Origin of the sequence: Maribacter antarcticus DSM 21422, assembly GCF_000621125.1 — a bacterium.
Lineage (GTDB): Bacteria > Bacteroidota > Bacteroidia > Flavobacteriales > Flavobacteriaceae > Maribacter > Maribacter antarcticus.
In genome coordinates this window covers 72,920-97,600 of sequence record NZ_JHZC01000006.1, presented here as the reverse complement: position 1 = coordinate 97,600, position 24,681 = coordinate 72,920, and the positions used below count along the sequence as shown (strand labels likewise).

The following is a 24,681-nucleotide window of genomic DNA, read 5'->3' as shown; positions in this document are numbered from 1 at the left end:
AGCTTTTGAAATTGAAAAGTTAACAACATACTATAAAAATTCAAATAAGTCTTAATCCGAATAGCTAGCATTTTTTTACACGCTAAGTTTTATCCACAAACCGATAACGATACTCATAAACATCACTCAAAAATCTACTACGCTAGCACCCCAGTTCCTCAAAAGTATATTTCGCTAACCCATATAAGCGAGAACCAAAAACACAAGGCTCCTACAGTTCGTAGTTAGGTCGCATTAGTGTACTTTTGCACCTTGCTATGAACACATGACTACTTACGAAGAAAATATAGAGGTAAAGGGCGCTCGCGTGCACAACCTAAAGAATATTGATGTTACTATCCCTAGGGAAAAACTGGTAGTTATTACTGGTTTATCCGGTAGTGGAAAATCGTCTTTGGCGTTTGATACTATCTATGCCGAGGGACAACGGCGGTATATTGAAACCTTCTCGGCCTATGCCAGGCAGTTTTTAGGAGGTTTGGAACGCCCAGATGTGGATAAAATTGATGGTTTATCGCCAGTAATCGCCATTGAACAAAAGACGACTTCCAAATCGCCACGATCTACCGTTGGCACCATCACCGAAATCTACGATTTCCTACGCTTACTTTTTGCCCGTGCCGGAGACGCGCACAGCTACAATACGGGCGAAAAAATGGTAAGCTATACCGATGAGCAGATAAAAAAACTGATCATAGCATCTTATCGCGGCAAGAAAATAAATGTGCTAGCACCTATCATAAAATCTAGAAAAGGGCATTATAGAGAGCTTTTTGAGCAAATTGCCAAGCAGGGCTTTGTAAAAGTTCGTGTAGATGGTGAGGTCAAGGATATTGTAAAGGGCATGAAAGTGGACCGCTACAAAATCCACGACATAGAAATCGTTATTGATCGTTTGAAGGTTGTAGAAACTGAAGACCTGCACAAGCGTATTTCAGAGACTATCAATACCGCTATGTACAGCGGTGATAATGTGTTGATGATTTTGGAGGAAGGAACATTAGAACCTAGATATTTCAGTCGGGATCTCATGTGCCCAACCACAGGTATCTCCTACCCTGTTCCGGAACCTAATACCTTTTCTTTTAACTCTCCAAAGGGAATGTGTCCCTATTGCAGTGGCTTAGGTCATGTATACGAAGTAAACGACTTAAAGATATTTCCCAACAAAAAACTTTCCATTAAAGCGGGAGGGATTGCACCTTTGGGAGAATACAAGAAATCATGGGCCTTTAAGCAAATAGAGACCATTGCACAGCGTTATAATTTTGAACTGACAGATGCCATTGAAAAAATTCCGAAAGAAGCGATTGCGGTGCTATTAAGAGGCGGCAATGAAAATTTTGAGGTCGACTCCAAGAGCCTAGGCGTAAAACGCACCTATAAAATTGATTATGAGGGGATTTCTAATTTCATAAAAAGTCAGTTTGAGACCGCTGCAACTACCTCCATAAAAAGATGGGCAAAAGAATATATGGACAAGATTACGTGTCCTACTTGCGACGGCGCCCGTTTGCGTAAAGAATCGCTTAATTTTAAAATAGACGACAAGAATATTGCAGAAGTAGCCCATTTGGATGTTTCTGAACTTGCAGAATTTTTTGCAGCCCTCGAACAAAAGCTAGAAGGCAATCAATTAAAAATTGCAGGAGAGATTATAAAGGAAATACGCACTAGAATTCAATTTCTATTAGATGTTGGTCTAGACTACCTTTCCTTGAACAGAAGCTCAAAATCGCTCTCTGGTGGCGAAGCGCAACGGATACGTTTGGCAACACAGATTGGGAGTCAGCTTGTAGGCGTCCTCTATATTTTAGATGAACCGAGTATTGGCCTACACCAACGAGATAATGCAAGACTAATCAAATCACTAGAATCCTTACGAGACTTAGGGAATTCCGTTATTGTAGTAGAGCACGACCGTGATATGATTATGTGTGCAGATCATGTGATAGATATTGGCCCAAAAGCAGGCAAGCATGGCGGAGAGATTATTTCTCAAGGTACACCAGAGGAACTTAAAAACCACCATACCTTAACGGCAGATTATATTACAGGAGTAAAGGAAATAGCGATTCCACAAACTCGAAGAAAGGGTAATGGAAAGAAAATAGTGCTTTCTGGGTGTACGGGAAATAATTTAAAGAACGTAAAGGTTGAATTTCCGTTAGGGAAAATGATTGGTGTGACCGGAGTTTCCGGTAGTGGAAAATCTACCTTGATCAATGAAACCCTCTACCCTATCATGAATGCCTATTATTTTAATGGCGTTAAAAAACCAATGCCCTATAAAAAGATTACCGGGCTAGAACATATAGATAAAGTCATTGAGATTAACCAGTCTCCCATTGGGAGAACACCACGTTCCAATCCGGCAACCTATACGGGCCTATTTAGTGAGGTTCGTTCCTTATTTACCAAAACACCAGAGGCGGCCATTCGTGGTTACAAACCAGGGCGTTTTAGTTTTAATGTAAATGGTGGGCGGTGTGAAACCTGCCAAGGAGGCGGTTTACGGGTGATAGAAATGAACTTCCTACCAGATGTTTATGTGGAATGCGAAACCTGCAACGGAAAACGTTTTAATAGGGAAACCCTAGAAATTCGCTATAAAGGAAAGTCGATTGCAGACGTTTTGGAGATGACCATTGACGAAGCAGTGTCGTTTTTTGAACTTATTCCTAAAATACATCGTAAGTTAAAGACCATACAAGATGTTGGGTTGGGTTATATTTCTTTGGGTCAGCAGTCTACCACATTATCGGGTGGCGAAGCACAACGTATAAAACTAGCTACTGAACTATCTAAACGGGATACGGGTAATACGTTCTATATCTTGGATGAGCCAACAACGGGACTTCATTTTGAAGACATTAGAGTGTTAATGGAAGTTTTGAATACATTGGCGGACAAAGGAAATACAGTTTTAGTTATTGAACATAATCTGGATGTTATAAAACTGGCAGATTATGTAATCGATATAGGCTACGAAGGTGGCCGTTCCGGTGGCCAATTGGTAGCCAAAGGAACACCAGAAGAAATCTGCAAGGACAAAAAAAGTTATACGGCAGCCTTTTTGAAAAAAGAAATGAATATCAAGTAGCCTTAAAAGAAATTAAGATACTTAAATTAACGTGCAATCATTAGTAGTAAACTATGAGATCAGAAAAACATCATAAAGGTTGGAACGAAATTAAGACCAACGATTCATGGGCTCTTTTTAAAATTATGGGCGAGTTTGTCAACGGTTTTGAAAAGATGAGCAAAATAGGGCCGTGTATATCCGTATTCGGATCAGCACGTACCAAAGAAGAAGGCAAATACTATAAACTAGCCGTGGAGATATCTAAAAGTATTGCCGAAGCTGGTTACGGAGTTATCACTGGCGGTGGACCCGGAATTATGGAGGCGGGTAATAAAGGAGCAAATTTAGCAGGTGGCACCTCCGTAGGACTAAATATAGACCTACCCTTCGAACAGCATGACAATCCGTATATAGACGCGGATAAAAGTTTGGATTTTGATTATTTTTTCGTGAGAAAAGTCATGTTCGTGAAGTATTCCCAAGGCTTTGTGGTTATGCCTGGTGGTTTTGGCACCCTAGATGAGCTTTTCGAAGCGATTACGCTAATACAGACAAATAAAATTGGAAAATTTCCAATAATTCTTGTGGGTAGTGATTTCTGGACAGGCCTTTTAGATTGGATCAAGAACATTATGTTGAAAGAAGGGAACATTAGTCCTGATGATTTGAACCTCATACAAATTGTGGACACCCCTGAGGAAGTCATAGATATAATTGATTTGTTTTATAAAGGGCATACCTTGAGTCCTAACTTTTAATATATCCTTTGAGAACGTTTCCCTCCTTTACTAAAACGCTTTGCTTGCTTCTATTTTTAGTTGGAAGCACATGCGTTATTGCACAATACGAAACAAAACTTTCAGTTAGTTTAAACGAGTATACTAAGATACTAGATATTAAACAGGAGTTTACCTATTACAACGATTCGCGTTATAATTTAGGGGTACTCTACTTTAACGATTGGGCTAACGCCTACTCTAAAAAGAACACCGGACTTGCAAAACGTTTTGCACAAGAGTTTAAGAAAAGTCTGCATTTGGCAAAAGATAGTGAACGGGGATTCACCTCCATTATCAGTGTTGTAGATGCTGATTATAATGGTCTGCAATGGGAACGAGCTTCAGTAAAAGATATTATACAGGTCAAATTAAACGAACCTTTAACACCGGAAACTACTACCAAAATTTTCATCACCTATCAAGTGAAGTTACCTTCAGATGAATTCACCACATACGGGTATGACAACAAGGGGAATTATTATTTAAAGGATTGGTATCTAACTCCAGCAGTATATGACGGTAAATGGCGTTTATACTCCAATAAAGACTTGGAAGACTTGTATACCAATATGACCAAAACAACTATCGATTTTAAATATCCAGATAGCCTGTATATCACTTCGAACATAAACAAACAGTCAGAATCCAAATTCCCTAATGGGCAATCGGTACAGTTGACTGCCGAAAAACAAAAAAGTGCAGAACTGATTATAAGGACAACAAACGACTTTACGACACACGTGACACCTTCTTTAACCATAGAAACAGATATATCCGCACCACAATATAGCCCTATAGAACAAGGAATAAGTATCAATAGAATTGCCGATTTTATCCACAAGAATTTGGGGGATTTTCCTCATAAAAAATTATTGGTTAGCCAACTAGATTACAACAAAGACCCTTTATATGGGCTAAATCTATTACCCTCCTTTGTAAGGCCTTACGAGCAGCAGTTTCAGTTTGAAATGAAGTTTTTGAAAACAACTTTGAACAGTATGCTCAAAGAAACACTGTTTTTAGACCCAAGAAGTGAGCAATGGTTGAATAGTGCCATTGCCAATTATCTGATGATTGCTTATGTTGACGAATTCTATCCTAAGCAAAAATTATTTGGGAATTTATCACGTATTTGGGGACTGCGTAGCTTTAATTTGGCTAAGATGGGATTCAATGAGCAATATGCCTTCCTGTATAACCTTATGGCTCGGAGTAATAGAGATCAAGCCTTAACCATACGTAATGATTCTCTTATCAAATTCAATCAGCAAATAGCCAATAAATATAAAGCAGGCTTAGGGCTAGCCTACCTTGGAAATTATATAGGGAAAGGTAAAGTTGATCAAAGCCTCAAAACATTCTTCAAATATTATCAACTAAACAAAGTAAAAGTTCTTGATTTTGAGTCTATTTTAAAAAGAGCAACAACCAAGGATATCAATTGGTTTTTTAAGGATTATATAGCCACCGACAGCCGAATCGATTTCAAAATTAAAAAAGTTGAAAAACTAGGAGATTCTCTACAAGTCAGTATTAAAAATAAGGAAGGCACCAATGTACCAATCTCAATGTTCGGGCTAAAAAATGATTCGGTTATTTCTAACTACTGGTTCAAGGATATAAAAACGTTAGAAACATTTACCATACCTAATAACGATGAAGATAAATTAGTACTTAACTACGACCAAAAAATACCAGAGTTTAATCAACGGGACAACTGGAAATCTTTAGGAGGATTTTTGTCCAGTAATAAGAAACTACATTTTACTTTTTTTAAGGACACCGAGAATCCTAATTACAATCAAGTGTTCTATGTACCTGTGCTAAATTTTAATATATATGATGGATGGACCCCAGGAATGCGACTTTACAATAAAACCTTTTTAGAACGCCCCTTTGTTTATGATTTTGCTCCTTCCTATTCTTTTAGGGAGAAAGCTTTTGTAGGGTATGGAAAGTTCAATTATCGTAAATACTTGAATAAAACGGGACTGTACGTTTCTAATTATAGTTTATCGGCCTCTACCTCACATTTTAATATAAATTCTCGCGCTACCTCTGTAACACCTTCTTTAAGTTTTGGTTGGAGACCAGATGACCTAAGATCTGATAAGCGAGAGTTCTTAACATTTAGGTATGTAAATATCCTTAGGGATTTTGATGAAAGTATTCAAGATTTAGCAAACGACTCGGAAAATCCAGACTACAGTATATTTAATGCCAGATACCTAAATAGACATAATGGCATCATTGATTATAACTCATGGTCCGTAGACTTTCAATTGGCCGGTAACTTTAGTAAAGTAGCCTTTGAATATGAGTATCGGAAACTCTTTGAAAACAATAGACAATTTAACCTACGCTTTTTTGCAGGTAAATTCCTAAGTAACAATACCGATACGAATTTCTTTAATTTTGCTTTAGATAGACCAACGAATTATCTTTTCGACTATAGTTATTTAGGGCAATCGGAAGATTCGGGAATCTACAGCCAACAGCTTATTATTGCAGAAGGTGGCTTTAAATCTTTTTTGGACGAGGAATATCGTTTTTCTGATAATTGGATGACAACCATTAACACAAGTTTTAATCTTTGGCGATGGGTCGAACTTTACGGCGATGCCGGTTTGGTAAAAAATAACAGTTCCAGAGCAAAATTCGTCTACGATAGTGGTATTCGTTTAAATCTAGTAACCGATTTCTTTGAACTTTATTTTCCTTTACACTCCAACAATGGCTGGGAAGTGAGCCAGCAAAACTATGGAGAGAAAATCCGTTTTATCATTACGGTAAGTCCAAGAACACTTACAGGGTTATTTACTAGATCCTGGTTTTAGGTTCTAAATTCGCAAAAAAAACCCTTATTATCAATCCATAATTAACAAATACATAATTATTTGTTGGTAAAACTAGTAATATATCAAGGAATATTGCCGTTCTACCATTGCTAAAACGCTTTTGTTTGAGTATTTTTGCAACAATACGATATAGCCTATGAATGTCTCTTCCAAAACTAGCAATGATATTTCCTTTGAAGATTTTAAGGCGCAAATACTTCAAGACTATGAAATAGCTTTTATAAGCAGGTCATGTAGTATTATGGGTAGAAAAGAAGTGCTTACCGGTAAAGCTAAATTTGGAATTTTTGGTGATGGTAAAGAACTTCCGCAATTAGCCATGGCCAGAGCCTTTAAGAACGGAGATTTTAGAAGTGGTTACTATCGAGACCAAACCTTTATGATGGCACTAGGGTTATTAAAACCAAAGGATTTTTTCCATGGCTTATATGCTACTACCGACATGGAGAAAGAGCCTATGAGCGGTGGCCGTCAAATGGGAGGTCACTTTCTTACATACAGCCTAAACCCAGACGGCACATGGAAAGATTTGACACAACAAAAAAATAGTAGCTCCGATATATCCTGTACCGCTGGCCAAATGCCTAGGTTATTAGGGTTGGCACAAGCCTCGAAAGTATATCGGGAGGAAAAAGGAATGGACAGCTCAAAGTTTTCCGATGCCGGAAATGAAGTAGCATGGGGAACCATAGGAAATGCAAGTACCAGCGAAGGTATGTTCTGGGAGACTATAAACGCAGGCGGTGTATTACAAGTACCCATGGTAGTGAGTATTTGGGACGATGAATACGGAATTTCAGTACATGCAAAACACCACACTACAAAAGAAGATATCTCTAAAGTACTATCAGGTTTTCAACGCGACGAAGAGCAGAAAGGGTATGAAATATTTAAAGTGCAAGGTTGGGACTATACAGCCTTGATGCACGCCTACGAAAACGCCTCTGATATCGCCAGACAGGAACATGTACCTGTAATCATTCATGTAACCGAATTAACCCAACCTCAAGGACACTCCACTTCCGGTTCTCACGAACGCTATAAAGACGATAAGCGGTTGGAATGGGAGCGTGATAATGATTGTAATAAGCGGTTTAAAGAATGGATTTTAGAATCCGGTATTGCCACTACTTCCGAACTGGCTGAAATGGAGAAACAGGTAAAGAGAACCGTTCGTGAAGCTAAAAAAGAGGCGTGGTCAGAATTTTTACAAGAAAACGTTGCGGCCAAAAAGAGCCTTGTGCAGCTCATACATTTAGCTGCGTCTAAAAGTCCGAACAAGAATTTTCTAACGAAGCTAAAGAACGATCTTATTGCAGTTGAAGAACCTATACTAAAAGATTTGGCCGTCGCATCTAGAAAATCACTTCGGTATCTTTTGGGAGAATCCTCGGCAGAAAGACAGGCCTTAGTAGACTGGGTACAGAACTTTTTGACTAAATCGCAGCCAGACTTTAGTTCACACCTATACAGTCCAAATGAGAATAGGGCTACCAATATCAGTCCAATCGCCCCCCGATATGATAGCAGCGCAGAAAAAGTTGATGGAAGGGTTATTTTACGGGATAATTTTGACCACCTTTTCAATAAGTACCCTAATGCCTTGGTTTTTGGAGAAGATACCGGTGTTATTGGAGATGTAAATCAAGGATTAGAGGGGTTACAGGAAAAGTATGGAAGTACTAGAATTGCAGATACCGGCATTCGTGAAACTACGATTATAGGTCAGGGTATCGGAATGGCATTAAGGGGATTACGGCCTATTGCCGAAATCCAGTATCTAGATTATATCTTTTATGCCATGTCTTCTCTAACAGATGATTTAGCTACGCTTTTATATCGTACCAAAGGAAAGCAAAAAGCACCTTTGATTGTAAGAACTCGTGGGCATAGATTGGAAGGAATATGGCATTCCGGTTCTGAAATGGGTGGCTTAATACATCTACTTCGTGGTATGTACATATTGGCTCCAAGAAACATGACCCAAGCAGCAGGTTTTTATAATACCTTAATGAAAAGTGACGAACCTGCATTGGTTATCGAAAGCCTTAATGGCTACCGATTAAAGGAACCCAAACCTACGAATTTAGGTGAATTTTGCACTCCAATTGGTGTTGTAGAAACTATTAAAGAAGGTACGGATATTACGCTAGTTTCTTATGGTTCTACCCTGAGGATAGTGGAACAAGTAGCAAAGGAGCTACTGGAAGTTGGAATAGATGCAGAAATTATAGATGCTCAGACATTGCTCCCTTTTGATATCAAACAGGATGTGGTTAAAAGTGTTCAAAAAACAAATCGACTTTTGGTTATAGACGAAGATGTTCCTGGAGGATGCTCTGCCTATATCTTAAATGAAATCGTAGAAAAGCAACAAGGGTACAGGTATTTGGATAGTGCACCACAAACATTGACGGCTCAAGCGCACAGAGCGGCTTACGGTACAGATGGTGACTACTTTTCTAAACCAAATGCAGAGGATATTTTTGAAAAAGTCTACAGTATACTTCACGAGGCAAATCCTCAGGATTATCCAAAATTGAGATAGTGTATCGTTGGATTAATTGAAGGTAAATAGCGTATTTCGATCTTTAAAAATTAGCGTACAAAGAGCTTCATTTGGAGATTCGTAGCGGGTGCTGTATAGACCATTCACCTAAGCTGCTTAGTAATACAGTACTCCTTATTATAGGGTATATTCAAGTTTGCATTCTCTTACATATCCACTACTAATACTACTACAATATCTAATGCTCCATAATAATTCATTCTAAAGTAAACCATTCACTGCCCTATTTCATTTTCTTAAACTAGCTTTGTGTTAAACGATTGGTATAGTATGAATGTGATTCTGGAACAGTATTACGGATTAACAAATTGCTCCTTTGAAACATTGGAAGGATATGAGAGTATCAATTTTAAGGTAAAAGCTGACTCCGACACCTTCGTTTTAAAAAAATATAACTTCTCGGAAGAAACCATAGCCATACTGAAGGCTGAAGACCAGGTTGCCCATAAGTTAAACGAAATCGAACAGTTAAACTTTCCAGAAAGTATTCATAATATAGAAGAACATCCAATTACCATAGTTGATGGTTTTATTTATAGACTCCTACCTTTTATAGAAGGAGAATTTTTAGCGGAGATTTTAAAAGACGAAGTTTTACTAGTCTCGTTCGGTACCGCCTTAGGAAATATTGATAAAATACTACTTGGACATTATGATGCCGTAATTAAGGCCAAAGAAACCCAGTGGGATTTGAAGCATTTTACCGATAATCGTAGATTCTTAAATGATATAACCGATGCGAAGGACCGTAATCTGGTGCGTTATTTTTTCTTACAGTTTAATGAACATATAACCCCTATTCAACATAAACTCCGCAAAAGTATCATTCACAACGACGCCAACGATTGGAATATACTTGCAACTAATGGGAAAGTTACTGGAATTATAGATTTTGGCGACATGTGTAATTCTTGGTTAATTAATGAACTTGCCATAGGGCTTACCTATGTAATGATGGCTGAAGAACAACCCCTAGCAGTTGCAGAAACCGTAATAGCAGCTTATAATAATATACTTCCGTTACAAGAAAAGGAACTTAACGCTTTATACTACCTCGTAGCTGCCAGGCTCTGTACAAGCGTATGTAACTCGGCACATACCAAAAAACAGAAACCAGATTCCGACTATATTACCCTAAGCGAACAACCCGCGTGGAATTTGTTGAGAACATGGCTTAGGATAAATCCTATCCTAGCCGAAGATTGTTTTAGAAAGGCCTGCGGTTTTACCGAGAGCAAAAAGCAAACCTTGGAACATCAGCTAAAAAGAAGAGATAAAACGATAAGCAGTGCCTTGTCTTTAAGCTATACAAATCCCATTCAAATGTCCCGCTCAGCCTTCCAGTTTATGTACGACACGGATGGGAATACGATACTAGATGCCTATAACAATATCATGCAAGTAGGCCATTGCCATCCCCATGTGGTAGAATCCGGACAACGGACTATGGCAAAACTGAATACCAATACCCGCTATGTTTACGAAGAACTACTCTCATATTCAGATAAGCTACTCTCCAAATTCCCAGCACATCTGAACAAGGTGTTTTTTGTAAACTCAGGCAGTGCCGCTAGTGACTTGGCCATAAGAATAGCCAAAACCCATACTAAGAAAAATAAGGTCATGGTACTGGAACACGGTTACCATGGCAATACCCAAAACGGAATAGATATTAGTCATTACAAATATAACCACAAGGGCGGAAATGGGAAAGTAGAGCATATTTTACAAACCCCTATGCCCAAAGTATATGGTTCAGGTTTTAAATCGGAATCCGAAGCCAGTATACACTATTCTGATATCACTAATAAACAGATTACAGCAGAATATGGAAATATAGCAGCCTTTATTGCAGAACCAATTGTGGGCTGTGGCGGTCAGGTTCCGTTGGCAATCAATTATTTAAAAGATGTCTACCCAAAAATAAGGGCTCAAGGCGGAGTTTGTATCAGTGACGAAGTACAGGTAGGTTTCGGGCGCTTAGGTTCCCATTTTTGGGGCTATGAAATGTACGATGTAGTACCAGATATGGTTATTCTTGGCAAACCTATGGGGAATGGTCACCCAATTGGTGCCGTAGTGACCACTAGCGATGTAGCGGAAAGTTTTGACAACGGAATGGAATTCTTCAGCTCTTTTGGAGGCAACCCCGTATCATGTGCCATAGGGGAAGCAGTTTTAGACGTAATTGAAGCAGATCAGTTACAAGCGCACGCCTTAGAAGTTGGCTCCTTCCTTAAAAACGGAATTACTACGATACAACATGAATATAAAGAAATTGGGGACGTAAGAGGAAGTGGGCTATTTTTAGGTGTAGAATTAATCCAAAATGATGGCAGCCCTAATACACTATTGGCACAAACCATAAAAAATGATTTACGTAAGAAATTTATATTGGTAAGTACAGATGGCCCTTACAACAATGTGCTGAAAATTAAACCTCCTTTGTGTTTTACTCTAGAAAATAGCTCAGAACTTTTAAATCAACTTAAAATAAGTCTTGATAACACAATAAAAAATGATAATTTTAAACAGAATATCTAAACCATAACATGACAACTTCCCCCCTAACAGCAATTGGACTTGCCTTCTTCAGGATTTCAATGTCCGCTATGATGCTTACGCACGGACTTCCAAAATTTCAGAAACTAATTTCAGGCGACTTTGAATTTGCTGACCCTATTGGTATGGGTACAGCTCCGTCCCTATTTCTAACCGTTATTGGTGAGTTCATATGCCCTATACTGATAATTATAGGATACAAAACACGCTTGGCAAGTATCCCAACAGTGATAACCATGTTGGTAGCGGCTTTTATAGTTCATGCAGCAGATGCTTTTGAATCAAAGGAAAAATCCCTGTTGTACCTCGTTGGGTTCGCTACAATTGTATTACTTGGTCCTGGAAAATATAGTATAGACAGGAAATAGAATCAGAAAATCTTTACTATTAGTTCTTTTAACAAATCTGCTTGATTCATGTTAGTAGAACCTACACCCTTTCCTTTCAAATCCATTTCACGTAAATGAGATATGACTTGGCTTACCTTTCGCATAGGAAAATTTTTAGCAGCCGTTTGTATTTCGTCCACAAAGTAGGGGTTGATTCTTAGCGTAGTAGCAACATTTTTTGGAGTATGGTCTTTTAAACCATGGTATTGTAGTAACTGCGTAAAAAACATATTCAGTAAGGTAATTGTAAGCACAAAAGGATTGTCCTTAGGATTTTGGGCAAAATACGTGACTATTTTAGTGGCCTTCAAGACATTCCGCTCTCCAATAGCTTTCTTTAGCTCAAAATTATTATAATCTTTACTAATACCTATATGTTCCTCTATATGCGATGGGGTGATTTCGATACCCTGAGGTAACATTAACTTTAGTTTGTTCAGTTCACTTACTATTCTCCCCAAATCGGTACCCAAATGTTCTGCTAAAAGCATTGCAGACTTCTGAGGAATAGAGAACCCTGCATTCTTTCCAGCGTTTTGAATCCACGCGGGTATTTTATAATCCCTCAAAACAGGACTTTCAAAAACTACCCCGTCTTTCTTAATCGCTTTATACAAGGGTTTACGCTTATCTAACTTCTTGTATTTATAACAAATAACCAAAACCGTAGTCACTTGAGGATTCTTGGCGTAAGATACAAGACTTTCTATCGTTCTGGAAAGGTGCTGTGCTTCCTTTACAATAACCACTTGTTTTTCAGACATCATAGGGTAGCGTTTGGCATTCCCTACAATATCATCAATCGTTACATCTTTCCCATAGAGTACCATTTGGTTAAAACCCTTTTCCTCTTCCGTTAATACTTTACTAGCAATATAGTCAGAAATCTTATCTATATAATAAGGCTCCTCTCCATATAGAAAATAGATAGGTTTTAATATACCTTTACGTATATCGCTAACAATTTGTAATGCTTCGTCCATTCGAAAAAAAATAATGAAATTTACCTTATGCAATCGTTACAATTTCCCGGCTATAACTTCAGGCTCAAAAATAAACAAAATAAGCCCTTTATCTTTGACCTAGTCAGGAAAAAATTCGTTTCGCTCACACCAGAAGAATGGGTAAGACAGCATGTATTAAACTATCTTGTGTTTGATAGAAAATATCCACTAAGTCACATTAATGTTGAAAAACAGATTGAGCTGAATGGCTTAAAAAAACGCTATGATATAGTAATTTTCCATACCGATGGAAGTATTCATGTTTTGGTAGAGTGCAAAGCACCTGACGTAAAAATTACGCAAAACACCTTTGACCAGATTGCTACATATAACTTGAACTTGGATGCTACTTTTCTAATGGTCACCAACGGATTACAGCATTTTTATTGCCAGATGCTGAAAAAACAGGAAAAATATGAGTTTTTGCAGGAGATTCCTGAATTTAGCCGTTAATTTGTCATCGTTTTGAAGTTAGCCATAGTCATACTCAACTGGAACGGAGAAGTGCTTTTAAAGCGTTTCTTGCCCTCGGTTATCGAAAATTCTTCCAATGCTGAATTGTATGTGGCAGATAATGCTTCTACAGACAGCTCTATAACATTTTTAAAAGAAAACTACCCCTCTGTAAAGATCATTCAAAATAGCGCTAACGGCGGCTTTGCACAAGGGTACAATGAGGCCTTAAGACATGTAGACGCTGATGTTTTTTGTTTATTGAATTCAGATGTAGAAGTTACAGCACGTTGGTTAGACCCCATTATGGAAGCTTTTGAAAAGCTGCCTGAGGCTAGTGTTTTACAACCTAAAATATTAGATTTATTAAAGCAAGACCATTTTGAATATGCAGGAGCTGCGGGAGGCTTCATTGATCAATTAGGATATCCTTTTTGTAGGGGTAGAATTTTTCAACATTTAGAGAAGGATACGGGTCAATACAACGATACCAAAGAAATATTTTGGGCAACTGGTGCCTGCATGTTCGTAAAGCGTGCTGTCTTTGAGTCTTTAGGCGGGTTTGATACAGATTACTTTGCTCACCAAGAAGAGGTAGATTTTTGCTGGCGAGCAAAAAATAAAGGACACAAGATATACTATGTAGGAGCTTCTAAAGTATATCACCTAGGCGGTTCAACACTGAGTAATATGAACCCTAAAAAAACATATTTAAACTTTAGAAACTCCCTCTTTTCAATAATAAAGAATCTTCCCATAAGAAAAGCAGTTATCATTATCTTTGCGAGGCTGCTCTTAGATGGTATTGCCGCGTTGCGATTTATTTTTCAATTCCGCCTTAAACATTGTATCGCTATTTTAAGGGCGCACCTTAGTTTTTATAGACAATTTCCGAAAATGCTGAAGAAACGGGAAAAAGCTAATTTTATACTAAAATATCATACAACGAAGTCCATAGTATGGTCTTACTTCGTAAATGGTATTAAGGAATTTAACATTTTAGTAAAAGATTAACTAGTCTTACGATTTAACACATTACAAATTATATAAATTTGATAACGCTGATTGCGAAAATGCAGTAAATAACAAACAATTAATATAGATCACAATTATGAGAAAAATCATTCTAGGATGTCTTGGTGTAACGCTTTTATTATCTTCCTGTGTATCGCAGAAGAAATTTGCAAACCTTGAGGCAAAACAACAGGAAACACAGGATTTATTAAATTCTGCAACGGTTAAATTAAACGGCTGTTTAGAAGATAAAGCAACTGCTACAGCAAGACTACAGACTTTAGAAGACCAAAACTCATTCTTGAAAGCTAACAATCAGGAATTAATTAACAACATGGGCAACCTTACGACCTTAACAACAAAAGGTGCTGAAAACTTGGAAAAATCTTTAGAGAGCCTACAAGAAAAGGATTTAACGATTCGTAAGTTAAATAACGCTATCACCCGCAGAGATTCTGTAAACCTTTCTTTGGTACAGAGCTTAAAAGGTGTTCTAGGTAATTTAGATGATGAGGATATCGAAATCAGCGTAGAAAAAGGAGTTGTTTTCGTTTCTATTTCTGACAAATTATTATTTAGCAGCGGAAGTTATAACATAACCAAAAGGGCTAAAGAAGTATTAGGCAAAGTAGCTAAGGTTGTAAACAACAAGCCAGATTTTGAATTTATGGTAGAAGGTCATACCGATGATGTACCTTTCAGAAAGAATGGTGCGTTATTGGACAACTGGGATTTGAGCGTTAAACGTGCAACATCTGTAGTTCGAATTTTACAAAACGACTTTAATGTAGACCCTAAGCGTATGACGGCGGCAGGTAGAGCAGAATTTATTCCTGTGTCTGCTACAGAAAAATCTAGAAACAGAAGAACACGTATTGTAGTACTTCCAAAAATAGATCAGTTCTACAGCATGATTGAAGAAGGAATGAAAGATCCTGCAATCAATAACTAGTACCTAAGCTTAGTAGACTCTAGTAAATAGTAAAAAAGAGTGCTTGAAATATCAAGCACTCTTTTTTTATGCCCTTAATCGAACATTTGAAACTTTAAATTTATAATTTAAACACAGTTGTTTGCATGACCGATACATCAGTTTAATAGCGGAGCATAATCCAATATCTATTAAAGCATAAAAAAACAATTGCCTACTAGCTAGATAATATCTAAACTACCCTTTCCTTCTCTAATAACCTCAGGATAACCTCCAGACAAATCGATAATTGTAGACCCAACATTGTCACCATAGCCACCATCTATAACAACATCAACCAAATTTTCCCATTTCTCAAATATAAGTTCAGGATCGGTCGTATATTCCAAAACATCATCGTCATCTCGGATAGAAGTCGACACGATAGGGTTTCCCAAAGCGGTTACGAGTGCTCTAGCTATGGAATTATCCGGCACACGGATACCAACAGTTTTTTTCTTCTTAAAATCTTTAGGTAAATTATTATTACCGGGCAGAATAAAGGTGTAGGGTCCAGGTAAAGCCCTTTTTAAAATTTTAAACGTCGCCGTGTCTATTTGGCGGACATAATCAGAAAGATTACTCAGGTCCGGACAGATAAAGGACCAATTGGCCTTAGCCAATTTAATTCCTTTTATACGGGCAATTTTCTCCAAAGCTTTTGTATTGGTGATGTCACAGCCCAAACCGTAAACGGTATCTGTCGGATAAATAATAAGCCCTCCCTTGCGCAATATTTGCACTACCTTATTTATTTCTTTAGGGTTGGGATTCTCTTCGTATATTTTAATGAATTCTGCCAAGTTCTATATTTTTCAAATTCAAGATAGTAAAAACAAATGTTTAACTTAATCCTAAACAAAAAAGGAATTTTCTACGTTGTTACTAAAACCTTATTCCTTAAAGATAAGACTGCTAAGCGTATTTGGTAGTAGACGACAGACTTTACTACCTAGGAAACCACCTCCAACTTTGCAAAACGGAGTAATAATTTCTTTACATCCCCTTGATCAAATTTAATTTCTGCCTTTCGATCGTTACCCATGCCTTCGATTTTTAAGACCTGTCCTCTACCAAAACGATTATGATTAATTACCGAACCTTCTACTAGATTGGGATCTATCTGATTCGTATTACCAACAGGCTTCGACAATTCTGGTTTTATTTTACGTAATTTTTTAAGCTGGTTGGTATTGGGTTGGCCTATACTAGGCGGTATTCCTTTTACCGGTTTGTTTTGACGTAAGGTACTTTTGTCAACCTCCCCAAAAATATCTGCATCAATCAACGATTTATAACGATAACCACCATCTACAGGGGTTAAGTTCTCCACATATTTCTCATCTATTTCCTCCAAAAACCTGCTGGGTTCCGCGTCAATTAGTTTTCCCCATCGGTACCGGTTTTGAGTGTAGGTAAGATAGGCCTGCTTTTCTGCACGCGTTAAGGCCACATAAAATAATCGTCGCTCTTCTTCTAGTTCACTTCTGGTGTTCATACTCATTCCGGATGGAAACAAATCCTCCTCCATCCCTACAATATAAACGTAGGGAAACTCAAGTCCTTTCGCTAAGTGTATGGTCATTAGCGCCACGCGATCATCATCTCCCGTATCATTATCCAAATCCGTAGCAAGGGCTACATCCTCTAAAAATTCACTAATACTTCCTGTCGCGTCTACAACTTCTACCTGCCCTTCCACAAAATCCTTAATTCCGTTTAATAGGCCTTCTATATTTTCCATTTTGGCAATACCTTCTGGGGTGCCATCTTTTTTAAATTCTAGTAATAATCCAGTCTTTTTTGCAACATGTTCGGAGAGTTCAAAAGCGTTTGCACCTTCATTCATTATCTGAAAGCTTTTAATCATCGTTACAAAATCTTCTAACTTTCTTTTTGTACCACTATTAATTTTTAGGTCTATTTTAGAAATATTGTCCATGACCTCAAACATGGATCGTCCATAATGATTAGCCGCTACAACCAATCTATCTACCGTAGTTTGACCAATACCTCTAGCGGGGAAATTAATCACACGTTTTAGTGCTTCTTCGTCCTTTGGATTGATAACCAGTCGCAAATATGATAGCACGTCCTTAATTTCCTTTCGCTGATAAAAAGAGAGTCCGCCATAAATGCGGTACGGAATATCACGTTTACGCAAACCATCCTCTATGGCCCGCGATTGGGAATTGGTGCGGTACAAAACAGCAAATTCGCCATTATGCATTTGTAAGTTCATTTTATGGTCCCAAATGGACTGGGCTACAAACCTACCCTCTTCAGCATCTGTGATGCTGCGATGTATCTTAATAGGAGCTCCATCGTCATTGGCTGTCCAGACGACTTTTTCCAATTGATCCTTGTTCTTAGCAATTATCGAATTAGCAGCGTTTACTATGTTTTTTGTAGAACGGTAATTCTGCTCCAAACGGTACATACCAACATTCTCATAATCGCGTTGAAAATTAAGGATATTACTAATGTTAGCACCCCTGAAGGAATAGATACTCTGGGCATCATCACCTACCACACAAATATTTTGGAACCTATCTGCCAATGCTTTTACAATGAGATATTGCGAATGGTTGGTATCTTGGTACTCATCTACTAAAATATAGCGGAACCGGTCCTGGTACTTCATGAGCACATCCGGAAAGCGTGTCAATAACTCATTGGTTCGCAGCAACAAATCATCAAAATCCATGGCGCCAGCCTTAAAGCAACGGTCTACATAATTTTGATAAATATCCCCGACTCTAGGCCTTTTGGCCATAGCATCGTCTTCCATCAATTCGGGATTATTAAAATAGGCCTTTACCGTGATTAGACTATTTTTAAAGGAAGATATTCTATTCTGTATTTTCTTGTATTTATAAATATCCTTGTCCAGTCCCATTTCTTTAATTATACTGGATATCAATCTTTGAGAATCTTGAGTATCGTAGATTGTAAAATTACTAGGGAAACCAAGTTTATCGCCATCAAAGCGAAGGAGCTTGGCAAAAACGGAATGGAAAGTACCCATCCATAGATTTTTGGCTTCGGAAGCACCCACCATTTCAGAGATACGTTTTTTCATTTCACGAGCGGCCTTATTGGTAAAGGTCAGTGCTAAAATATTAAACGCATCCACGTTTTGCTCCATTAAATATGCAATCCGGTACGTAAGCACCCTTGTCTTTCCAGAACCTGCTCCAGCTATCACCATTAGCGGACCATCTTTGTGAAGCACTGGCTCCCGTTGCGCCTCATTCAATACATCTAAAAAAGTACTCAATTTAATCTTTGTTTTAGAGTGTAAATTTAGCCATTATATAGGGATACTAGAAATCTTGTTTTTTAGATTTATAAACAATACGTGATTATTCCTTCCAATTTGAATATATTTAGCTCTTGATTCTATTTGAATATAATGAAAATTAGATTGAGACATTACTTTTTCTTGCTAATAGGACTAAGTTTTTCTATCGGTATTATAGCACAGGAGAAGAAGAGCGGACCTATAATAACAGCGTATGGAGAGGTTTGGAATATCACCCAGCCTGATTTTAAGACTGATATTACTAAAACTTATAAAGCAGTTTTTGACATCATGAGTTCTCCAGAAGACCCAGCGCAACTAAATGCTAACATAGAGACCGCAGCTCGCTTTTTGAACATGCACGCACAGAGCGGTGTTCCATTAGAACAGCTGAAGGTAGCCTTGGTAATTCATAACAAAGCATCAAAAGATTTGACACATTCCAAAGCATATGCCCTTAAATATGGTGTTAACAACCCAAATGAAAAATTATTAGAAGATTTAATACAAGCAGGAGCAAAAGTTATTTTCTGCGGACAGTCTTCCGCCTCTAGGGGATTTCCAAAAGAAGATCTTGTGGATGGAGTTCAAATTTCACTTTCTGCCATTACAGCATTAATACAATTACAGGACGATAATTACAGGCTGATAAAATTTTAAAACGATACTATGAAACACTTAGGATTTTTAGGGATACTAGTTTTTGCGACTATATTAAGCGCTCAAGGACCAAATTTAGATAGCGATTATAAGGCTATCGAAGAAAAAGTAATTGAATGGCGACGAGACATTCATCAAAACCCCGAATTAGGTAACCGTGAATTTAAAACGGCAGAAAAAATTGCAAAACACCTTAAATCCTTAGGAATTGAAGTTAAGACCGGTGTAGCACATACAGGTGTTGTAGGTCTTCTAAAAGGTGACCTACCTGGTAAAGTTGTTGCCCTGCGCGCAGACATAGATGCGCTTCCCGTTACCGAACGCAATGATTTACCATTTAAGTCAACCATAACTTCTGAGTATATGGGGGAAAAAGTAGGTGTAATGCATGCCTGTGGACACGATACCCATACTGCGATTTTAATGGGTGTTGCAGAAGTGATGTCGAAAAACAAGAATAAGATAAAAGGAACAGTAAAGTTTATTTTTCAACCTGCGGAAGAAGGTCCACCACCAGGCGAAGAAGGCGGCGCATTACTCATGGTAAAAGAAGGCGTGATGCAAAACCCTAAAGTGGATGCTATTTTTGGCCTACACATTAATTCACAAACGCCGGTAGGAACTATACGATATAAGTCTGGCGGTACTATGGCAGCTGCACAGAGCTTTACTATAAAAGTAAAAGGAAAGCAAAGTCACGGTTCTCGTCCTTGGGCAGGCGTAGATCCCATTTTAATCAGTGCAAAGATTATTGATGGCCTACAGACCATTATAAGTCGGGAAACGGAACTGACCAACGAAGCAGCGGTAATAACCGTTGGTAAAATAAGAAGTGGTGTACGTTCTAACATAATACCAGAGGATGCCGAAATGATCGGGACCATCAGAACTTTGGATTATGATATGAAGGATAAGCTGAACAAGCGAATGATAGAAATGGTAACTACCATTGCAAAGGCGTATGGCGGTGAGGCTACCTGTGAAATTAAGGAAGCAACAGATATTACCTACAACAATCCGGAGCTTGTTGAGCAAATGCTCCCCACAATGAGACGTGTTGCCGGAGAAGGCAATTTAAATACCCAAAAAGCTATTACCGGTGCCGAAGATTTTTCTTATTTCCAGCGCGAAGCTCCAGGTTTTTTCTTCTTTTTAGGTGGAATGACCCCAGGTAACACAGAATCTTTTCCACATCACACGCCCGACTTTAAAATAGACGATAGCGATTTATTATTGGGCGTGCGTGCATTGACCGAGATGAGCTTAGATTATTTGGATAGCGACAAAACTCCACGATTAGAAACCAAACCAAGGGGTTAGTCAATTAAAGAAGGAAAACAACAAGATATAATAATTAACGCATATATTTTATGAGGAGATTAGTATTGCTTTCTGCAGCAATAGTTTTAGGCTGTTTTAGCCTACAGGCACAAAAAAAAAGTGAACTCATTTCACAGAATCAGGAATTGAAATTTCAATTAGATTCTGTGAAGGGTGTTATTTCGGATGCAAAACGAGGCGAGAAAATTGGACTTTTAAGAGCTGATGAATTACAAACCCAAGTAACCGAATTACAGGATGCTAACGCTACATTGATGAAAAACCTAAATAGTTTTGCTACACTTTCTAGCCAAAACACGGAAAACATCAATAAAACCCTGGCAACCATTGGACGTAAGGAGGCTCAGTTGAAAAGTATTATCGGAGGCTTTGCAAGTGCGGATTCTACGGCACTTGTAGTGTTAACGAACGCGAAAAAAACATTAGGGGAAAATGCAAAGGTACAAGTGAGTGAAGGGGTAGTTGTTATTTCTGAAAAGTTAGATTTTTTCTTTGCTGACGGACTCGGCACCACCTTATTGGAGCCGTCTAAAGAGCTATTGCAAAAAGTAGGTGAACTATTAAACGCTAACCCCAAAGCAGCAATTACGGTAATTGGAATGAACATCACTGGAGAATTGAATATAGCGCTTAACCAAGCAGCAATGGTTTCAAACGAACTAATTGCTACCTATGCTGTGGATGGTAGTCGTATATACGTACATGGGCAAGATGGCGGTTTTAAGGAAGCAATCCAAATCCGTATTCATCCAGATTATAAAGCTTTTTTTGAGCAAGCTAAGAAGGATGCAAAGAATTAGAAACATATATACTTAAGTACCGGTATCTAAATTAGACATTAGTGACTCTTCCATTAGACTTGGTGGCATATTCCCTGTTTTCAGAAGTTTTTCATGAAAATCGCCCAGGGTAAACCGCGCTCCCATCTTCTGTTTATAAAGGTCCCTTATCCTTAAAATTTCGGACATACCTAAATAGTATCCTATAAAATAACCTGGACTTTTTGCCGCAGAATCAATTTCTAATTGAGCGGCCCATCTTAAAAAGCCAACTTTGTCAGTCATCAGCGCAACAGCTTCCTCATAGGTCATACGACCAGAATGCATTCCTACATCATAGATGACCCTTGCATTACGCCAAAGTCGTAATTGTAACTGTCGCAAATGAATTCTTTTATTAGGAAAAAAACCAGTTTCTGCCATGAGCTGCTCGTTATATAGTCCCCAACCTTCACTGAACAAAGAAAGCCCGTTCTCTCGGCGAATCTTTCTTGGGTTATGCATCTGATATAAGCCCTGGACATGGTGCCCACCATAAGATTCATGAGGTGCGGTAACAATGATAACCCCCCAATCATGCTCTACCAAATATTCTTGTTTCGTTTTTTCATCCCACCAATCTTCATAAGGGTTTATCATCCATTGTGCTGTCAAAATACCTAGCTCATCTTTTGCTTTTGCCCTAGAAAAATTACCATAATAAGAAGTTTTTCTCAAGTATTCCGCTCTTGGAACCACTTGTACCCGTTCTTCCCACGGAATGGGAATAAGTTTATGGTTCAAAATATGCGCTTTGGAACTGTCCACCCATAATTGGTGGGCTTCAATCATCTCATGCGGCTTCGGATAGTCATTTTTAATTTCCAGAGCCAGTTCCTGCCAACTCTTCGAAGAATCTATTTCCTTTGCCAAAATTTCCAACTCAGTCAAGGTAGCTTCAAATTTAGCCCTGCCAAATTGCCAAAGGGTTTCAGTAGTGTAATCAAGTAAAAGTTCTTGTTCTAGCATTTGATTATACGTTTCTTCACCCATTTCAAACCCCGTTAAAGGCTTCTTAGGAAGTTCTTTCGTCAGATATAACACAAAGTCCTCCAGTGCCTTTTGCGCATCATTAATCAAAAGGATTAATTCTGCTTCCCCATTAGTCGTTGTTGCAAATTCAGGCAAAGAAGTATTGAAAAGGCCAGTGGCATTCTGAGCCATGAACAAGGAAAGCTCTTGAAATCTAGGGATATAGAATTCAATTTGATTTTTACCATTTTCCAGTTGTAAGGGAAGTATTTGCAAACGTTCTTTAAGCTCCTCTATTTTTTCATCAACCTTACCAGGTCTTTCAATTATATTACCGAGACTTCTAAACAGCATATATTCTCTTGGATCCTTTTTCCAGGATTGATGGTTAGCCTGTCTCAATTCTTTACCTTTTAAAATACTTCGCGCAAAGCGCCAATCTATAGCTTGTTCAAAAGAAAGTTGTGCAGTATCTATTTGTAAAAGTTCGTCCAATGTTTTTCTTGTATATGCCAATTCTTCCATAAAAGCTTTGTTACTTAAACTTTTATCTCTTGCTATTCCTATTTCTGAAGCACTAAAATCTTCAATAAAATCCTCAAAATTATTTTGTGAAGGTTGTTTTTGGACCTCTTGTTTACAGCCAAAAACAAATACCAAACCAATAAAAAATAAAATCAACCTCATAACCTTAACATTTAAAATGTTCATTTAAATATAACCTGTTTTTGTGCTTTTTCAATATAATTTAATGGCTTATCGTACAATTATAACTCCATAGTATTTGTTTAAATTACCTTTCCCAATTAATTTTCATCCCTTTAGACTATAAACAAAAATACTTTTTTGAGCTAGTTTAGTGATATACGTTATTTTAGACAACAAAAAAAAACAGTTATAAAACACGTATAATGGCACGTTAAAATAAACGCCCGAACACAGCAAAAGAGATGCAGTCCATCTTCCATAGGGTTGGCGTCAAGAACATAATAACGTCCTATGCTAAACAATTAAGCTATTAGCACTAAGAGTTCTTTAACGCCATCAGGCGTGATAAACTTATTTGTTTTGCCCATCGGTTGGGAATTAATAGATCTTTTATGAGGCTTGATTATTTAGCTATTATGCCCACAAAATAGCCAAAGGGAATTCTAGTGCTGAACTATTATTATAAATGCTCTTATATTTTCTGCATTTCATCGATTAAGCCATATAATAATTGATGAAATTGGTCGTTCTAATGTTTGATATAATTAACAACGTTAAAAGTTAACAGATGAGCTCAGACCAAATTTTTCAACTTTTCGCTTATACATTCCCATCTATCGTAACTGGTTTAATAGCTTTCTATTTCTTTAGGCTTCACACCAAAAATGAGGAAGGTAGGCGTCGGTTTCTATTGCACAAAGATTCCCAAAAAGATGCGATGCCTGCAAGAATGCAAGCATATGAGCGTATGGCTCTCTTTTTAGAACGTATTGCAATTCCCAGTCTTGTTGTTCGGGTTGGGCCCATATCTGAAAACAAATCTGACTACGAGCATTTACTTATTAAAAATATAGAGACCGAGTTTGATCATAATCTTTCGCAACAGATTTATATGACCGATGAATGTTGGAACATTATAAAAGCAGCCAAAAGTGCTACCATACAGATGATACGAAAAGCGGCCATGAGTGAAACAGAAACAGCAGATAAATTACGAGAGGACATTCTGACGGAAACTATGGAAAAAACATCTCCATCCACTACTGCTTTGTCTTACGTGAAGAAGGAAATTGGAGCTCTTTGGTAGGAAGACATATTTAAGTGCCAAGTTAAATTACAAACTCAATATCAAAAATAATAGGAAGGTTTAGCTTTTATTGGTTTTTTAGAATTTGAGCAAAAGGATACATTGTTC

17 protein-coding genes are annotated in these 24,681 nt (G+C 37.9%); 13 read left to right on the top strand and 4 right to left on the bottom strand.

Annotated elements, in window-relative coordinates; genetic code table 11:
• The first annotated feature begins 265 nt into the window (after positions 1–265).
• From uvrA to Q360_RS0105560, 6 genes are all read left to right on the top strand, one after another.
• The gene (gene uvrA, locus Q360_RS0105585) at positions 266–3,103 is read left to right on the top strand and encodes an excinuclease ABC subunit UvrA (protein WP_027076222.1); all 2,838 of its coding nucleotides are present in this window, start codon (positions 266–268) and stop codon (positions 3,101–3,103) included.
• A 53-nt stretch (positions 3,104–3,156) separates the two neighbouring features.
• Entirely contained in the window at positions 3,157–3,843 is a 687-nt protein-coding gene (locus tag Q360_RS0105580; RefSeq protein WP_027076221.1) for an LOG family protein, read from the top strand.
• Between the two features lie 44 nt (positions 3,844–3,887).
• Positions 3,888–6,701: a gluzincin family metallopeptidase gene (locus Q360_RS0105575; protein WP_156950017.1), complete on the top strand. Its 2,814-nt coding sequence runs from the start codon at positions 3,888–3,890 to the stop codon at positions 6,699–6,701.
• A gap of 157 nt (positions 6,702–6,858) precedes the next feature.
• Entirely contained in the window at positions 6,859–9,270 is a 2,412-nt protein-coding gene (locus Q360_RS0105570) for an alpha-ketoacid dehydrogenase subunit alpha/beta (protein WP_027076219.1), read from the top strand.
• A 270-nt stretch (positions 9,271–9,540) separates the two neighbouring features.
• Positions 9,541–11,835: an aminotransferase class III-fold pyridoxal phosphate-dependent enzyme gene (locus Q360_RS0105565; RefSeq protein ID WP_245603196.1), complete on the top strand. Its 2,295-nt coding sequence runs from the start codon at positions 9,541–9,543 to the stop codon at positions 11,833–11,835.
• 8 nt (positions 11,836–11,843) lie between these two features.
• The gene (locus Q360_RS0105560) at positions 11,844–12,221 is read left to right on the top strand and encodes a DoxX family protein (RefSeq protein WP_027076217.1); all 378 of its coding nucleotides are present in this window, start codon (positions 11,844–11,846) and stop codon (positions 12,219–12,221) included.
• A gap of 2 nt (positions 12,222–12,223) precedes the next feature.
• Here the strand turns inward: Q360_RS0105560 and holA are convergent, their stop codons facing one another.
• Positions 12,224–13,225 carry a DNA polymerase III subunit delta gene (holA, locus tag Q360_RS0105555; RefSeq protein WP_027076216.1) on the bottom strand — a complete coding sequence of 334 codons (1,002 nt, stop codon included), beginning with the start codon at positions 13,223–13,225 and terminating at the stop codon, positions 12,224–12,226.
• A gap of 27 nt (positions 13,226–13,252) precedes the next feature.
• On the opposite strand from holA, the gene Q360_RS0105550 reads away from it, so the two are divergent.
• The 3 genes from Q360_RS0105550 to Q360_RS0105540 all read left to right on the top strand — a co-directional run bounded on the left by Q360_RS0105550 (position 13,253) and on the right by Q360_RS0105540 (position 15,665).
• Positions 13,253–13,699, top strand: coding sequence for a type I restriction enzyme HsdR N-terminal domain-containing protein (locus tag Q360_RS0105550; RefSeq protein ID WP_027076215.1), 447 nt, complete (start codon positions 13,253–13,255; stop codon positions 13,697–13,699).
• 12 nt (positions 13,700–13,711) lie between these two features.
• Positions 13,712–14,713: a glycosyltransferase family 2 protein gene (locus Q360_RS0105545; protein ID WP_027076214.1), complete on the top strand. Its 1,002-nt coding sequence runs from the start codon at positions 13,712–13,714 to the stop codon at positions 14,711–14,713.
• A gap of 97 nt (positions 14,714–14,810) precedes the next feature.
• Positions 14,811–15,665, top strand: coding sequence for an OmpA/MotB family protein (locus Q360_RS0105540; protein WP_027076213.1), 855 nt, complete (start codon positions 14,811–14,813; stop codon positions 15,663–15,665).
• A gap of 200 nt (positions 15,666–15,865) precedes the next feature.
• Here Q360_RS0105540 and Q360_RS0105535 read toward each other — a convergent pair whose 3' ends face one another.
• Positions 15,866–16,486, bottom strand: a complete 621-nt coding sequence (locus tag Q360_RS0105535; RefSeq protein WP_027076212.1) for an L-threonylcarbamoyladenylate synthase — start codon at positions 16,484–16,486, stop codon at positions 15,866–15,868.
• 149 nt (positions 16,487–16,635) lie between these two features.
• The gene (locus Q360_RS0105530; protein ID WP_394331937.1) at positions 16,636–18,894 is read right to left on the bottom strand and encodes an ATP-dependent helicase; all 2,259 of its coding nucleotides are present in this window, start codon (positions 18,892–18,894) and stop codon (positions 16,636–16,638) included.
• 204 nt (positions 18,895–19,098) lie between these two features.
• Here Q360_RS0105530 and Q360_RS0105525 point away from each other — a divergent pair, with 204 nt between their 5' ends.
• Genes Q360_RS0105525 through Q360_RS0105515 form a run of 3 tightly spaced genes read left to right on the top strand, consistent with a single transcriptional unit; the run spans position 19,099 to position 21,788 of the window.
• Positions 19,099–19,647 (top strand): DsrE family protein, encoded by a 549-nt coding sequence (locus Q360_RS0105525; RefSeq protein ID WP_027076210.1) that lies wholly within the window; start codon positions 19,099–19,101, stop codon positions 19,645–19,647.
• Between the two features lie 9 nt (positions 19,648–19,656).
• Positions 19,657–20,967, top strand: a complete 1,311-nt coding sequence (locus tag Q360_RS0105520; protein WP_027076209.1) for an amidohydrolase — start codon at positions 19,657–19,659, stop codon at positions 20,965–20,967.
• 50 nt (positions 20,968–21,017) lie between these two features.
• Positions 21,018–21,788, top strand: a complete 771-nt coding sequence (locus Q360_RS0105515; RefSeq protein WP_156950016.1) for an OmpA family protein — start codon at positions 21,018–21,020, stop codon at positions 21,786–21,788.
• Positions 21,789–21,800: 12 nt separating this feature from the next.
• Here Q360_RS0105515 and Q360_RS0105510 read toward each other — a convergent pair whose 3' ends face one another.
• Complete coding sequence (locus tag Q360_RS0105510) at positions 21,801–23,465, bottom strand: DUF885 domain-containing protein (protein WP_169734630.1); 1,665 nt, start codon at positions 23,463–23,465, stop codon at positions 21,801–21,803.
• Between the two features lie 589 nt (positions 23,466–24,054).
• Between Q360_RS0105510 and Q360_RS0105505 the strand changes: the two genes are divergently transcribed.
• The gene (locus tag Q360_RS0105505; protein WP_027076206.1) at positions 24,055–24,573 is read left to right on the top strand and encodes a DUF7935 family protein; all 519 of its coding nucleotides are present in this window, start codon (positions 24,055–24,057) and stop codon (positions 24,571–24,573) included.
• The last annotated feature ends 108 nt before the right edge of the window (positions 24,574–24,681 follow it).

Bases quoted from the DNA above. Each gene is read 5' to 3' on its own strand.
- Q360_RS0105510 (WP_169734630.1), bottom strand. From the start codon at position 23,465: ATGAGGTTGATTTTATTTTTTATTGGTTTGGTATTTGTTTTTGGCTGT.
- Q360_RS0105540 (WP_027076213.1), top strand. From the start codon at position 14,811: ATGAGAAAAATCATTCTAGGATGTCTTGGTGTAACGCTTTTATTATCT.
- Q360_RS0105560 (WP_027076217.1), top strand. From the start codon at position 11,844: ATGACAACTTCCCCCCTAACAGCAATTGGACTTGCCTTCTTCAGGATT.
- Q360_RS0105580 (WP_027076221.1), top strand. From the start codon at position 3,157: ATGAGATCAGAAAAACATCATAAAGGTTGGAACGAAATTAAGACCAAC.
- Q360_RS0105520 (WP_027076209.1), top strand. From the start codon at position 19,657: ATGAAACACTTAGGATTTTTAGGGATACTAGTTTTTGCGACTATATTA.
- Q360_RS0105570 (WP_027076219.1), top strand. From the start codon at position 6,859: ATGAATGTCTCTTCCAAAACTAGCAATGATATTTCCTTTGAAGATTTT.
- Q360_RS0105515 (WP_156950016.1), top strand. From the start codon at position 21,018: ATGAGGAGATTAGTATTGCTTTCTGCAGCAATAGTTTTAGGCTGTTTT.
- uvrA (WP_027076222.1), top strand. From the start codon at position 266: ATGACTACTTACGAAGAAAATATAGAGGTAAAGGGCGCTCGCGTGCAC.
- holA (WP_027076216.1), bottom strand. From the start codon at position 13,225: ATGGACGAAGCATTACAAATTGTTAGCGATATACGTAAAGGTATATTA.
- Q360_RS0105525 (WP_027076210.1), top strand. From the start codon at position 19,099: ATGAAAATTAGATTGAGACATTACTTTTTCTTGCTAATAGGACTAAGT.
- Q360_RS0105530 (WP_394331937.1), bottom strand. From the start codon at position 18,894: ATGGTGATAGCTGGAGCAGGTTCTGGAAAGACAAGGGTGCTTACGTAC.
- Q360_RS0105505 (WP_027076206.1), top strand. From the start codon at position 24,055: ATGAGCTCAGACCAAATTTTTCAACTTTTCGCTTATACATTCCCATCT.
- Q360_RS0105550 (WP_027076215.1), top strand. From the start codon at position 13,253: ATGCAATCGTTACAATTTCCCGGCTATAACTTCAGGCTCAAAAATAAA.